Origin of the sequence: Streptomyces sp. NPDC092369 (assembly GCF_044755245.1) — a bacterium.
GTDB lineage: Bacteria > Actinomycetota > Actinomycetes > Streptomycetales > Streptomycetaceae > Streptomyces.
On the sequence record NZ_JBIVQP010000004.1, the window covers coordinates 900,606 to 914,779 of the forward strand.

Sequence of the window (14,174 nt, forward strand, 5' to 3'; positions counted from 1 at the left end):
CTAGTGGCATGTCGTGGTCTTCTTAATATAGACCACCTAATACCACTCGAACGCGGTGCTCTTCATCACGCCTCCAGCAGCACGTCGAAGGCGTGGTCCAACTTCGCGTCGACCGACCGCAGTTCGGGGTGGGCGTCGTAGTGCGCCAACACCTCCCGGGCGCCCTGCGAGAAGGACACCTCGGGTGCGAATCCCGGTACCAGGGACCGCAGTTTGGAAGTGTCGAAGAGCATCGAGTGCCGGAAGTCGTGCTCCAGCACCTCCTCCCACCCCGGCACCTCCACGGCGATCGACTCGCTGGCCCGATGCCGCAGCACGGGCTCACGCACCCCGGCCGCCGCCGCGAGCGTCAGATGGATCTGGTCCCAGGTGAGGATGTCGCCGCTGACCACGTTGACGCTCTCGCCGACCGCGTGGCCGAGGCCCAGCAGCGCCACGAAGGCCCGCCCGAAGTCCCTTGCGTGCATGAGGGACCACAGCGACGTGCCGTCGCCGTGCACCACCACCGGCCGGCCCGTCCGCATCCGCTCGATGGCCGTCCATCCGGCCAGCACCGGGATCACCGTGCGGTCGTAGGTGTGGAAGGGGCGCACGATCGTCAGTGGGAAGTCGGACGAGCGGTGCGCGTCCTCCAGCAGCAGCTCGCAGGCGATCTTGTCGCGTGCGTAGCCGAACACCGGCTGGCGGCGCGGAGTCGACTCCGTGATCGGCAGGTGCGGCACCGGCCGGCCGAAGACGGAACAGGTGCTGATGAACACGTACTGCCCGGTCCGGCCGGTGAACAGCTCCGGGTGCGCACGCACGTCGTCGGGTGTGAAGCCGACCCAGTTGACGACCGAGTCGAACTCCTCGTCGCCCAGCACCGCCCGCAGCGCCGCCGGATCCCGGACGTCCGCCCGCAGTTGCCGTACCCCGTCCGCGACCGCACGGGCCGGTTCGGACCGCGTCACGATCGTCACGTCGAAGCCGGTGGCTGCGGCCCTGGCGGCAGCGGCGGAGCCGATCATCCCGGCACCGCCGAGGAACAACACCTTCATGCCCGCTCCCCGTTCGCCGTCGGGACGGTCGCGCCACGGGAGAGCCCGCGGCTCACCAAGTGGTCGTAGGAGCGCCGCAGCGCCTCGAACGTGTCGATGTGCAGCCGCTCCAGCTCCACGATGTGCCAGCGCAGACCGCACGGGGTGCTCAGCGTGCGGGCCCAGTCGATGCCGCCCTCGCCGATCGGCACCATCACGTCGTCCTCGTAGCTGACCGCCGGACCGTCCTTCACGTGCACGAAGCGCGCCCGCTCACCCAGCTCGGCCAGGACCGTCGCCGGGTCCGCTCCGCCCATCACCGCCCAGTAGGCGTCGAGCTCGACCAGCACCCGGTCGTCGAGCAGCTCCAGCAACAGGTCGTAGGCCTGCCGCCCGTCGAACTCCTGCGAGAACTCGGCGAAGTGGTTGTGGTAGGCGATACGCATGCCACGGGCCGCCGCACGCTCCGCGGCCTCGTTCACCCGCTCCACACCCCGGCGAATCGCCTCGGGCGAGTCGAACTCCTCGCGCTCCAAGCTCCACACGAGGACCTCGGCGCCCAACTCCTCATTGGTGTCCAGCAGTTGCTCGGCGTCCGGGCCCGCGGGAAAGGGCGTGTGCGCGCTGGTCAGGGTGAGTCCGGCGGAGGCGATCGCGTCCCTGACCCGGCGGGGCCCGAAGTGCTCGACCAGACCGTAGGTCTCGACCCCGAGGTAACCCAGGTCCGCCAGCCGGGCCAGGGTTCCCTCCAGGTCCACCCGTGCCTGATCGAGCACGGTGTACGTCATGACGCCGATGGCGGCTGTCATGTCTCCTCCTCCGGCCGGCCCCACGAGGCCGGCGCTCGTCGTCTCAGTCACGGCCGGACGCCCACAACAGCGCCTGGCGGACCAGGGCGCGGACCGGGGGCTCGCCCCAGGAGCGCATGTCGTGGCCGAGCGCGAGGTAGACCACCCGGCCGGCCCCGAACTCCCGGGCGTACAGCACCGGAATGACCTCGCCGTCCGCCCGGTGCCGCTGCGCGAGCACCTTCACGTCGTCGTCCGCCAGCTCGAACTCGTAGTACTCGTCGAAGAGTTCGAAGTCGGTGACCCCTGCCGTGACCGGGTGGTCGGCGACGATCTCGATGCGGTGCCGACCCTCGTGGTGGCCCGGCCCGTGCGAGAGATAACGATTGCCGAGCAGCTCGAACAGCGGGCGGTCGGCGGGGTCGAGGCCGTCGCCCTGCCAGCCCATGATGTTGGCGCCGTGCACCCCGACCAGCCCTTTCCCGGATCGCACCGCGTCGGCCAGCGCCTGCTGCTGGTCCGTCGCGAAGTGGCCGCCCGCGGTGTAGAAGAGGTAGACGTCCGACTCGGCCGTCTCCGGCCGGGGATCGACGAAGCGTCCGGTGCCCATGGCCCTGCGGGTGGCGAACCCGGCCTCGACGCCGAGCTGCTGGAAGACTCCGGCGGCCGCGATCAGGTCGTGGTGGATGTCGTCGCCGTTCACGACGACCATGGCTCTCGGCGTCGAGAGATGGGACATGACTCTCCTCGCGGAAATGTGGCGGATGACTGGTTCGGGGGCGCTCGACGCGCGGCGGCTCAGACCGGCTTCAGCCGCAGGGCGACCACCGGGTTGGGCACCGGGCTGAAGTAGGGGTTGTCCGGGCTGGGGAAGCCCGTCGCCTTCGCGGTGCTCCAGTTGCCGTAGCTGCCCCAGTAGAACATCGGGATCCACGGCAGGTTGTCGACGAAGATCCGCTCGATCCCGTTCAGGATCTGCTGTCGCTGGGCGTCCGTGGTGGCCTGCGGATACTGCTTGAACAGCGCCGCGGCCTCGGCGTTGCGGAACCGCTCGATGTTCTGGAAGGTCGGAGTCGCCTTGCCGATGGGGTAGTAGAGGTTCGGGTTGATCGTGTCGTTGTAGTACGAGAAGGCGCGCGGGGCGGAGTTGACCGGGTAGCCCATCGTCGAGTCGAAGTCACCCTTGCCGGTACGGGTGTTGATGTCCGTGACCGTGGTGGTGTCGATGGAGAGCTTGATACCGATGTCCTTGAGCTGGGACACCAGCACCTGCACCCGGGAGGCGATGTCGGTGTACGCCGACGGGAAGGTGATCGAGAACTCGACCCGCTTGCCGCCCTTGCGGTAGTAGCCGTCGCCGCCCTTCGTGTACCCGGCGTCGGTCAGCGTCTTGTGTGCCTTGTCGACGTCCTGGACGAAGTCGACCCCCTTGTACTGCGGGGCGATCGACGAGGTGTACGCCGGCATCGGCAGCCCGGTGACACTGGTGGCCGGCGGCGAGGCGGTGGCAGCACCCACCTGCTTGCGGTTGACGCCGTAACTGATGGCCCTGCGCACCGCGATGTCGCTCAGCGGCCACCGCTCCAGGTTGGGGATCAGGCCGTCCGTACCGGCAAGCGGCGCCCAGTAGTTGTTGTGCTTGCTGCGACTCAGATAGGTCTTGTCGGCGTTGGCGATGTACGTGCCGCCCCAGTCCGCCTGACCCTGCACGAGCGCGTTGGTCATCGCCTCGTTGTCCTTGTACGCGACGAACCGCAACGTCTTGATCTGCGCCTTCGGCTGCCAGTAGTCCTCGTTGCGCACCAGCGTGAAGCTCTGCGGCGAGAACTGGTCCAGCTTGAACGGCCCGGTGCCCACCGGATTCTCGTCCGTGTACTTGGCGGGGTCCTTGACCTTCGACCAGATGTGCTGCGAGACGATCGGCGCCGAAACCACGTTGGTGAAGAACTGCTCGGAGGGCTGCGGGAAGGTGAAGACGACCTGGGTCGGCGAAGGCGCGGTGACCGACGCGATGTCCACGCCCAGCAGGTTCAGCCCGGCGTTCTTCTTCAGCATGGTGTACGTGAACACCACGTCGTCGGCGGAGAACGGCTGCCCGTCCGTCCACTTGACGCCCGACTGCAGGTCCATCGTGAGCGTCTTGTTGCCGTTGGACCAGCGCCAGCTCTTGGCCAGCCACGGGATGTCGTGGCCGATGTCGACCGTGTTGATCTGCACCAGCGGCTCGTAGATGAAGCCGCCCGAGCCCTGCCCGGTGTACGTCAGGCTCTGCGCGGTGTTGGCCAGGTACGGGTTGAACACCTTGGTGAGGTTGTCGGACTGACCGGCCACGGTGAGCGTGGCACTGCCGCCCGAACCGCTGCCCCCGGACGGCTGACAGGCCGACAGGGCGACGGCGCCCGCGCCCGCAAGGGCTCCGGCGAGAAGACCGCGTCTCGTCATGCCTGACGCGAGCGGAGACTGTGAAGTGGTCACGTGCGTCTGCTCCTTGAACGTAGGGACAGCGAAGAGAGCTCCGAACGGGCCGGCGGGGAGGCCCCTCGGTTCACGACGTGGGGGAGGCGGGAGAGTCAGGGGTGTCAGGGGCCGCCAGGGAAGCGGGCTCGGACGGGGGCGACCGGGGCGACCGGAGCGGTCAGGCTCGCGACGGCCTCGGCGTTCTCGGCCCGCCGGGCACGGGCCTCGGCGTCGTCGGCGTACAGCCAGCAACGGGCGGTGTGGCCGGGGGAGATGTCGAAGGGCGGGGGAGCGTCGGCCGCGCAGCGCGCCATGGCGTACGGGCAGCGTGGGTGGAACCGGCAGCCGGTCGGCGGGTCGATGAGACTGGGCGGCTGCCCGATGTCCTTGACCCGGTCGGCGCCGACCCGGGAGGGATCGGGTGCGGACGCGATCAGCAGCTGTGTGTACGGGTGCGCGGCATGCTGCGTGACCTCCTCAGACGGTCCGCTCTCGACCATCTGGCCGGCGTACATCACCGCGGTGTCGGTGGCGAAGTAGCGGGCGGAGGCGATGTCGTGGGTGACGTAGAGCATCGCCGCGTTGCGCTCCTCGGTGAGGCGGCGCAGCAGGTTGAGGACGCCCAGCCGGATGGAGACGTCGAGGCTGGAGACCGGCTCGTCGGCGAGGAAGACCTCCGGGTCGGCCGCGAGCGCGCGGGCGATCGAGATGCGCTGGAGCTGCCCGCCGGACAGTTCGTGAGGGTATTTGGAGGTGAACTGCCGTGGCGGCACGAGGTTGATCTGGGTGAGCAGGTCGTCGATGACGGCGGCCCGCTCCTTGCCGCGCTTGCCGGGGTGGTGCAGAGCGACGGCCCGTTTGAGGGTGCCCGCGATCGTCGCGACCGGGTTGAAGGACCCGAAGGGGTCCTGGAGGATCAGCTGGACCTGGCGGACGTGGTCGCGGAAGGCGCGTCCGCGCATCGCCTTGACGGGCTCGCCGTGCAGCCGCACCTCTCCGCCGGTGAGCGGGTGGAGCTGGGCGAGCAGCCGGGCCAGGGTCGACTTGCCGGAGCCCGACTCGCCGACCAGCGCTGTGATCCGTCCCGCGTACAGGCTCAGGCTCACGTCCTCGACGGCGTGCACGACCTTGCGGGGCGTCCCGCGCCGGGGCAGTCCGCCGCGCACGGGGAAGTGCTTGGTCACGTGGACGGCTTCGAGGACGGGCGCGTCGGCCGTCCCGGGGGTTGGGGTTCCGGTGCCGCTGTCGGCCAGGGCCGTCGTCTCACCGCTCATCGTGTGTCACCTGTCGCGAGTTCGTTCATGGAGGCCCGGGCGTCTCGCGGGCCGATGGGCTCCGCTGTCGCGTCCGCCCGCGGCGCCTGGTCCTGCTCGTCCTCCCGGTGGAGAAGGCAGGCCGCCAGCGAGGTGCCGCCTCCGGGCCCGGTGATCTCGTAGAGCGGCGGAACCTGGAGGGCGCAGGCGTCGAAGGCGTGCGGGCAGCGGGGCAGGAAGGCGCAGCCGGTGGGGAGCCGGCGCAGGTCGGGTGGGGAGCCGGGGATGCCGGTCAGCTCGCGCTTGGGGCCGCCGAGGGTGGGGAAGGACGCGAGGAGACCTCGGCTGTACGGGTGTTGGGGGCGCCGGTAGAAGTCGTCGGCCGCGGCCATCTCGACGACCTTGCCGCCGTACATCACGGCGATGGTGTCGGAGAGTTCGATCAGCAGCGAGAGGTCGTGGGTGATGAACACGACCGAGAAGCCGAGCCGGTCCTTCAACTCCATGATCTTCTCGATGATCTGGCGCTGAATGACCACGTCGAGCGCGGTGGTCGGCTCGTCCATCACGATGATCTCGGGATCGAGCGCGAGCCCGACGGCGATCATCGCGCGCTGCCGCATTCCACCCGACAGTTCGTGCGGGTAGGAGTTCGCGCGGTCCGCCGGAATGCCGACCGTGCCGAGCAGTTCGATCACCCGAGCGGCACGCTCGGGCGCGGCCATCCCCGGCCGGTGGGCGACGATGACGTCCTCGATCTGGGCTCCGATGCGCAGCACCGGGTTGAGTGCGTGCATGGCCGACTGGAAGACGATGGACAGTTCCTCCCAGCGGAACTCCCGTAGTTCGGCGTCGTCCATGGCCAGCACGTCGACGCTTTCACCGTCCGGTTTGGTGTAGTGGATCTCGCCCTGGGAGATCTCGGCCGGCGGCTTGTGCAGCCGGGTGATGGCGTACGCGAGGGTGGACTTGCCGGAGCCCGACTCGCCCGCGATGCCGAGCACTTCGCCGCGTCGCAGGGTGAACGAGACGTCGCTGACCGCCGGGGTGCGGCCGCCCTCGCCGACGTACTCCACTCGCAGGTTGCGTACATCGAGTACGACGTCGGTGCTGTCCTGGGTGAAGGGCTGCGGGGCGGTCCTGGCCGGCGCGGGGCCTCGGTGCTTGACGCGGCGGGTCCGCTTCGCCGTCACCTGGCCGCGCTGGGCCTTCTTGGTGCCGATGCCGGCCTGCCGTAGCCGCGGGTTGATGAACTCGTCGATGCCGAAGTTGACCAGGGACAGCGCGGTGCCGAGGATCGCGATCGCAAGGCCGGCCGGTACGAACCACCACCAGGCGCTGGTCAGCAGTGCGCTGCCGGTCTGCGCCCAGTACAGGATGGTGCCCCAGGACCACTGGGTGACGTCGGCGAGGCCGAGGAACGCGAGGCTGGCCTGGGTGAGGATGGCGGCGGTCACCGTGCCGAGGAAGGCGGCGGCGATCACCGCCACTTGGTTCGGGAGGATGTCCTTGAGGATGATCCGCCAGGTGGGCTCGCCGGTGGCCCGGGCCGCCTCCACGAAGTCCCGCTTGCGCAGTGACAGGGTCTGCGCGCGCAGCACCCGTGCGCCCCACGCCCAGCCGGTGACGGTGATCACCAGGATGATGCCGAGGGAGCCGCTGTGCGGGAGGTACGCGGCCAGGATGATGGTCAGCGGCAGGCTCGGCAGCACCAGGAACACGTTGGCCAGCAGCGACAGCACCTCGTCGCCGATCCCGCCGACGTACCCGGCGGTGACTCCGACCAGCACGGACAGGATGGTGGTGAGGACGGCGGAGCCGATGCCGACGAGCATCGAGGCGCGGGCGCCGTAGAGCATCTGTGACAGGACGTCCTGGCCGTTCTGCGTGGTGCCCAGCCAGTGCGAGGCGGAGGGTCCGGCGAGGGTGGTGTCGCTGACGGCGGACGGGTCGTAGGGCGAGATCCACGGGGCGATCACGGCCAGCACCAGGAAGATCAGCACGATCACCAGGCCGCTGAGGGTGAGCGGTGAGCGCAGCAGACGCAGCCAGAGGCGGCTGGGTCCGCCGGACGATTCGGCGGGGGTGTCCGCCTCGGCCAGGGCGGCGGCTTGCAGGGCCATGGTCAGCTCTCCCTTGTCCGCGGGTCGAGGAAGACGTATGCGATGTCGGCGATGAGGTTGGCGACGAGCACCAGCACCGTGATGAGCAGGAAGATCGCCGACATCAGCGGGTAGTCGGCCGCCTGCGCGGCCTTGAAGAGGACCGAGCCGATGCCGGGGTAGTTGAAGACGACTTCGGTGACGATCGAGCCGCCGATCACGAACCCCAGAGACATTGCGAAGCCGGAGAGCGAGGGCAGCATCGCGTTGCGTGCCGCGTAGGTGTACATCACCCGGCGCCGGGACAGGCCCTTGGCCTCGGCGAGGCGCACGTAGTCCTCGCTGAGCGTGGTGACCATCATGTTGCGCATGCCGATCAGCCAGCCGCCGATCGACGCGACGGTGATGGTCACGGCCGGCAGGACCGCGTAGTTGATCGCGCTGCCGATGAAGCCGGCGTTCAGCCCGATGTGCTGGTCCAGCGCGTAACCGCCGGAGAGGGGGAACCACTTGAAGGTGATCGCGAAGAGATACACCATGATGATCGCGAACCAGAAGTACGGGATGGACGACAGGAACGTCGTGACCGGCACCAGCGAGTCGAGCCAACTGCCGCGCTTCCAGCCCGCGAGCATCCCCAGAGTGGTGCCGATGACGAATCCGAGCACTGTGCAGATGGTGATCAGGATCAGCGTCCAGTACATGCTCTGCCCGAGGACCGTGCTGACTTTCGACGGGTAGTACGCGTAGGAGGTGCCGAAGTCGCCGGTGAAGATGCTGTGCCAGTAACTGACGTACTGCTGCCAGAGGTTCCGGTCGGACTGGCCGAACAGCACCCGCAGGGCGTGCACGGCGGACGGGCTCAACTTGCCGTGGAACTGGTTGATCAGGTTGTCCGCCGGGTTGCCCGGCATGATCCGTGGGATGAGGAAGTTGAGGCTGATCGCGGCCCACGCGGTGAGCAGGTAGAAGGCGGTCTTCCGCAGCAGGGTGCGCACCGGTCACTCCCCGTTCTGTACGGGCTGACCGGGACGACAGGCCCAGCGGGCGCCGCGCCGCACCAGCCGGCGCATTCCGGGCTCGCCCCAGATCCGCATGTCGTGGCCGAGTTGGGTGTAGACGACCCGGCCGTTCCCGAACCGGCGGACGTGGACAAGGGGTTCGGCCCCGGCGTCGGTCCCGCGCCAGGCGACGACTCGCACGTCGGGTCGCGTCGCGAGCCGGTAGTGCTCGTGGGTCACCTCGAACGGGTCGATGCCCGTGGTGAGTTCGTGGTCCGGGTCCAGGTGCACCGTGAACCGGCTCTCGTGGGGACGCGGTCCGTGGGAGACGTAACGGCTGCCGATCAGCTCGGCCAACAGCCTGTCTCCTGCGTCGAGTTGGTCCGGCGGGGAGGCGAGGACCGTCGTGGAGTGCAGGGCGACCAGACCGCAACCGCGGTGCACCGCCTGCGCCAGTGCCTGACGCTGCCCGGCGGTGAAGCGGCCCAGCGCGATGTACAGGACGACCAGGTCCGCCTCGGCCGCGCCGTCCAGTGCCGCGGTGCCCAGGCCGGTCCGGATCGCGAACCCCTCGTCGGTCAGCGCACTTTCGAGCGCGGAGGCCGCGGTGAAGAGGTCCTCGTACACGTCGTCGCCGCTGATCACGGCGAGAGCGGCAGACCGGCCAGTGCGGGCGGCGGGCCGCTCGGCGGCCAGGGCGGTGGACCCTGCGGGGCGCGCGGCGGGCACGCCCGCGCGAGGCACCGGGGCATGGCGGGGCCTGGGTATCTGCATGCGGAGGCTCGATTCAGTAGGTGGAGCGCAATTCACCGGAAGGGCTCCAGAAGCCCTCCGCCCGCCCGCTGGTCAGGGCGTTGTCCATTCGGTCCAGCGGCAACGGCACCCGCCGTCTGGACCTGCTGCTCTCATACGTGGCGAAGATCAACTCGGCGCCGCGCAGCGCCTGTTGCGCGTGCAGCGCGGGTCGCCGGCCGATGCGCAGCGACTCGACCAGGTCGCGGATCGCCTCGGCCGTGCCGGCGACGATCGCCGGATCGACCCCGCGGTCCCAGTGGCGCGGGTCGGTGTCGAACGTCGACTCCCGCACCAGGTCGTCCTTGCCGAAGCGCCGGAGCAGGGTGCGGGCGCCGCGGATGTCGGCCCGCCCCCGGGTTCCCTGGACGATCAGTCCGAGGTCGTTCTCCAGATTGAGGACGGACGTGTGGGGTTCGCGTCCGGTGCAGACCACCGCCCGTACCCCGTCCGCCCAGCCCACCTGAGTCAGTGAGGCGGTCTCGGTGAAGACGCCGTAGACATAGCGGTCGACGGAGACGTCGATCTGGCCCAACACCCACTCCGGGGCGATGTCCTGGCGGTGGAAGAGGACGAGGTCGAGGACGTGGGTGCCCCAGTCAAAGAGATTGGGGCAGTAGCCCTCGACGGTCACCACGTCGCCGATCTCGCCCTGCCTGATCCACTCCCGCGCCTGGATCTGTACGGGATCGAAGCGGCGTTGGAGGTTGAAGGTCAGGACGACTCCGGCGTCGGCCGCCTCGGTCGTCATAGCCAGGGCGTCGCCGTAGCTGAGGGCGATCGGCTTCTCGCAGTGCACCGCCCGCGCTCCCACCGCGACTGCCGCACGCACGACGTCGAGGTGGTGGGCCGGTGGTGTACAGACACTGACGATGTCCGGACCTACCTCCGTGAGCAGTTCGCGGAAGTCGCCGCGGGCATGGGGCACGTCGAGTTCCGCGGCCAGTGCTTGGGCTGCGGTCAGGTCGATGTCCGCGAGGCCCGCCAGCGTGACTCCAGGGGCGGCGAGATGGCCGAGAGCGTGCACGCGGCCCTGCGAACCCGCACCTACAACTACCGCGGAGAGGTCCTGATGCGGCATGGCGTGCGTGGAGTCGTCCATGACCGCCTCCCCTCCGATGGCATCCGATGGCGTGCGGGCACCTGATGGTGTGCCACTTGCATACCTCTTGCCGACATCCTAATACGTCGGCCGATCCTGTCTAGGGGGCGAACGGAAGGTAACGCGGCGAAAACTCGACCTCCGTAGTGCATATATAGCTCAAATACGGTCAAAAAAGGGCGGCCAATTCAGCCATGAACACCCTGTGCCAGTGCTTACCACTTAGAACCACTTGGCTACACTGACCGGCACCACTCGGACAGGAGACCCGCATGAAGTTCAGCCAACTCGTCGGCCCCCGAACCTCCGAGGTCGTGACCGCCGATGACCCGGTCCCCGCCGCCGACCAGGTCCTGGTGGAAGTTCTGGCGTGCGGGGTCTGCACCTCCGACCTCGGTCCGTGGCTCACCCACGACCCGGCCGATGCCCCGGTCCGGCTCGGTCACGAGATGGTCGGCAGGGTCGTCGCCGTCGGGCGTGACGCGACCCGATGGCAGCCGGGAGACGTGGTGACCGGCCTGGGCGGCGACGGGTTCGCCACCCTCGCCGTGATGGACGCGAACGCCGTACTGCCCGTGCCGCCGGGCATCGAACCGGCGCACGCGATCGGCGAACCCGTCGCCGACCTGGAGGAGGCGTTGTCCCGCACCGGCATACGACCCGGCACCCAAGCGGCCGTCGTAGGACTCGGCTTCATGGGACTCGGCCTCGTGCAGCTCGCCAAACGGCACGCGCCCGGCCTGCTCATCGGCGTCGACCCCGACCCGGCGCGCCGCCGCCGCGCGCTCGCCCTCGGCGCGGACCTCGTCTTCGCCCCCGACGAACTGCCCGAGAAATACCGCATGCAGACCAGTCGGGCCACCGACGCCCGACCAGACATCGTCCTGGAGGCGACCGGCGCCACCGGCGGACTGAAGACCGCCGGCAGCATGGTCCGGCCGTTCGGCACACTGTGCGTGGTCGGGTACCACCACACCGGCGACGCCATGATGGACATGGACCTCTGGTACAAGGGCGTCACCGTCGTCAACGGCTTCTGCCCCGACCGCACCCGTCTGATCGCCGCGATGCGCGACGCCCTCGGCCTGATCGGCGAACGGCGTTTCAGCTACGCGCCGTTGATCACCCACCGGTTCGGCCTCGACGACATCGACGAGGCGTTCGGCGCCATGGAGGAGGCTGCGCCCGACTTCGTGAAGGGGGTCGTGCTGTTCTGACCGCGGTGGCCGGTGCGGCCGGTGCGGCCGGGGGACCTGCCGCGGACTAGGACCGAGCGAACGACGTACGCAGCCGGTAGCGGTCACCCGCGTACTGGATCGTCGAGACGAACAACGGCTCCTGCTGCGCGTTCAGGGCGAGTTGGCGCATCACGAGCACCGGGTCGCCGGGCGACAGACCCAGGTGCTCGGCCGTTCGCTCGTCCGACTTCGTCGCCTCGATGGTGCTGTCCGCGCGCACGGGCTCGACACCGGCCGCCGAGAGCGTCGAGTACAGCGAGCGCTCCTGGAAGTCGACCCGCTCGATGTCCGGCACCAGCGCGTGCCGCAACCGGGTGAGATCAAGAGCTATCGGCACGTTCTCCAGAAGACGTACCCGCTCCAGCCGGAACAGCGCGGTGCCCGGCGCGATCCCCAACTGCTCCGCCTCGTCGATGCTCGCCGGGCTCGTCTCCGCCCGCAGCACCTGCGAGTGCGGCTTCAGCCCCATCCGGGTCGCCGTCTCGCTGAACGACTCCAGACTGTTGGGCCACTCCTTTTTCCGCGCGCTCTGCGCGACATACCAGCCCCGACCGTGCGACGGATTGAGCACACCGGCCTCGACCAGACTGCCCAGCGCCTTGCGCAACGTCACCCGGCTGATCCCCAACTGCTGGCACAGCTCACGCTCGGGCGGCAGCCGGCCACCGGGCTGCAGCACCCCGCGGTCGATCTCGCCACGGATCACGTTGACCGCCTGGATCCACAACGGCTCCGGATAGCCGGGCAGCACCGGGCCGGAGACCTCAGATGAGTCGTTCATACGGTCAAGCCCCCATGGTGATCCACTCCGCTGGACAAGCGCGGATCACCTTAGCTTTACCGGCGACGCCGTGGCCAGGAGCCACCACGGGGGGTGGCGAACCGGTGCCGACACCCTGCGTCCGATGCCGTCACAGGCTTCTTAAAGCCGCCACAAAAACGCCCTCCACTCTGGTCATCGGGGCGGCCCACGAGGCGCCCGATCCCACTCCACGCCCGAGGGAAGGCAGCGATGAGCACATCCAAAACGGTGGCCACCGAGCACAGGCGGCTACCCCGGAGGCCCCACCGCGGCATCCTGGGGTTCGGCCTGGCCGACCTGCTCGGTCCGGCCGCCATCGCCTCGGTGGTCGCCGTCGTGTTCATCTGGATCCTGAACCAGGGACTGCTCAGCCTCACCACCGTGGACACGGCGATCGGCTCCCTCGGCCTGCTCACCGGACTCGTCTCCGCGGACCTCATGGTGCTCCAAGTGGTCCTGCTCGCCCGTATCCCCTGGGTGGAGCGTTCCTGGGGCCACGACCTGCTCACCCGACGCCACCGCTGGATCGGCTTCGCCTCCTTCTGGCTGATGCTGGCGCACGTGGTGCTCTTCGCGGCACAACGGGTCATGCGGGATCCGGCAGCGGCCGCGGACGAACTGTGGAGCCTGTTCATCACCGACTCGTGGATGCTGTTCGCGACGATCGGCACCCTCGCGGTGATCATGGTGGTGGTGACCTCGGTGCGGGCGGCCCGACGGCGACTGCGCTACGAGTCCTGGCACCTGTTGCACCTGTACGCCTACCTCGGCACCGCCTTCACCTTCCCGCACATGATCGGCGACGGCGCGGACTTCCACGCGGCCTGGGCGCGCACCTACTGGTGGACCCTCTACCTATTCGCCGGGGGCGTTACCCTCGTCTACCGTCTCGCCTGGCCCCTGTGGCGCTCGCTCTACCACCGACTGCGCGTGGAAGAGGTACGCCCCGAGGGGGACGGTGTCTTCTCGGTCGTCATGCGCGGGCACCGACTGGACCGGCTGCGCACGGAGTCGGGCCAGTTCTTCATCTGGCGCTTCCTCGACGGCCCCGGCTGGTCCCGTGGCAACCCCTACACCCTGTCCGCCGCGCCCACGGCACGCCATCTCCGTATCACCGTCAAGATCGCCGGAGACGGCAGCGAGCGCCAGGCCCGCCTCAGGCCCGGCACACGCGTTCTCATCGAAGGCCCCTACGGCACACTCACCGCGCGCCGGCGCCGGCATCCCCGCATGCTGCTGATCGCTGCCGGAATCGGTGTCACGCCCATGCGCGCGCTGATGGAGGACACACCCTTCCGGCCGGGTGAAGCCGCGCTTCTGTACCGCTACACCGAGGCCGAGCACGCCGTGTTCGCCGACGAACTGCGGCAGATCGCCGCCGTCCGGGGGGTCGAGCTGCACTTCATGCCCGGTGCGCGCAGGGCCGACGACTCCTGGCTGCCGGCCGGGATCGGCACCCACATCGACGACGCCCAGGTGCTCAGGGAACTCGTCCCCGACGTCGCCGACCGCGATGTCTACGTCTGCGGACCCCCGGCCTGGCTGTCAGCCGTACGCAAGGCCACCAGACGTGCCGGCGTCCACCGCGACAGCCTGCACACCGAAGAGTTCGCCTGGTGACCG

Annotated in this window: 12 protein-coding genes and 1 pseudogene; 2 read left to right on the forward strand and 11 right to left on the reverse strand. The window is 69.2% G+C overall.

The annotated features are described in order from the left end of the window. Positions 1-65: 65 nt before the first annotated feature. The 10 genes and pseudogenes from ACIQI8_RS28055 to ACIQI8_RS28100 form a co-directional block, all read right to left on the reverse strand. The gene (locus ACIQI8_RS28055) at positions 66-1,037 is read right to left on the reverse strand and encodes an NAD-dependent epimerase/dehydratase family protein (RefSeq protein WP_402355833.1); all 972 of its coding nucleotides are present in this window, start codon (positions 1,035-1,037) and stop codon (positions 66-68) included. Continuing rightward, on the reverse strand, positions 1,034-1,825 hold the full coding sequence (locus ACIQI8_RS28060; RefSeq protein ID WP_402355836.1) for a sugar phosphate isomerase/epimerase family protein: 792 nt from the start codon (positions 1,823-1,825) through the stop codon (positions 1,034-1,036). Before ACIQI8_RS28060 ends, ACIQI8_RS28055 begins: the two co-directional genes overlap by 4 nt. Before the next feature lie 43 nt (positions 1,826-1,868). Then, positions 1,869-2,543: a ThuA domain-containing protein gene (locus ACIQI8_RS28065; protein ID WP_402355839.1), complete on the reverse strand. Its 675-nt coding sequence runs from the start codon at positions 2,541-2,543 to the stop codon at positions 1,869-1,871. 59 nt (positions 2,544-2,602) lie between these two features. Continuing rightward, positions 2,603-4,279, reverse strand: a complete 1,677-nt coding sequence (locus tag ACIQI8_RS28070) for an ABC transporter substrate-binding protein (RefSeq protein ID WP_402355841.1) — start codon at positions 4,277-4,279, stop codon at positions 2,603-2,605. A gap of 104 nt (positions 4,280-4,383) precedes the next feature. Next, entirely contained in the window at positions 4,384-5,535 is a 1,152-nt protein-coding gene (locus ACIQI8_RS28075; RefSeq protein ID WP_402355844.1) for an ABC transporter ATP-binding protein, read from the reverse strand. Next, positions 5,532-6,596, reverse strand: coding sequence for an ABC transporter ATP-binding protein (locus tag ACIQI8_RS28080; protein WP_402356051.1), 1,065 nt, complete (start codon positions 6,594-6,596; stop codon positions 5,532-5,534). Before ACIQI8_RS28080 ends, ACIQI8_RS28075 begins: the two co-directional genes overlap by 4 nt. Before the next feature lie 207 nt (positions 6,597-6,803). Continuing rightward, positions 6,804-7,637 (reverse strand): annotated as a pseudogene (locus ACIQI8_RS28085) (ABC transporter permease); the annotation flags it as partial. Positions 7,638-7,639: 2 nt separating this feature from the next. Continuing rightward, entirely contained in the window at positions 7,640-8,614 is a 975-nt protein-coding gene (locus ACIQI8_RS28090) for an ABC transporter permease (protein ID WP_402355847.1), read from the reverse strand. A 3-nt stretch (positions 8,615-8,617) separates the two neighbouring features. Continuing rightward, positions 8,618-9,391: a ThuA domain-containing protein gene (locus ACIQI8_RS28095; protein ID WP_402355850.1), complete on the reverse strand. Its 774-nt coding sequence runs from the start codon at positions 9,389-9,391 to the stop codon at positions 8,618-8,620. Between the two features lie 13 nt (positions 9,392-9,404). Beyond that, complete coding sequence (locus ACIQI8_RS28100) at positions 9,405-10,511, reverse strand: Gfo/Idh/MocA family protein (RefSeq protein WP_402355853.1); 1,107 nt, start codon at positions 10,509-10,511, stop codon at positions 9,405-9,407. A gap of 272 nt (positions 10,512-10,783) precedes the next feature. Here ACIQI8_RS28100 and ACIQI8_RS28105 point away from each other — a divergent pair, with 272 nt between their 5' ends. Beyond that, a complete protein-coding gene (locus ACIQI8_RS28105) occupies positions 10,784-11,728 on the forward strand; it encodes a zinc-binding dehydrogenase (RefSeq protein ID WP_402355856.1) in 945 nt (314 codons plus the stop codon). A gap of 46 nt (positions 11,729-11,774) precedes the next feature. On the opposite strand, the gene ACIQI8_RS28110 is transcribed toward ACIQI8_RS28105, so the two are convergent. After that, on the reverse strand, positions 11,775-12,530 hold the full coding sequence (locus ACIQI8_RS28110) for a GntR family transcriptional regulator (RefSeq protein ID WP_402355859.1): 756 nt from the start codon (positions 12,528-12,530) through the stop codon (positions 11,775-11,777). A gap of 231 nt (positions 12,531-12,761) precedes the next feature. Between ACIQI8_RS28110 and ACIQI8_RS28115 the strand changes: the two genes are divergently transcribed. Further along, complete coding sequence (locus ACIQI8_RS28115) at positions 12,762-14,171, forward strand: ferric reductase-like transmembrane domain-containing protein (RefSeq protein WP_402355862.1); 1,410 nt, start codon at positions 12,762-12,764, stop codon at positions 14,169-14,171. The last annotated feature ends 3 nt before the right edge of the window (positions 14,172-14,174 follow it).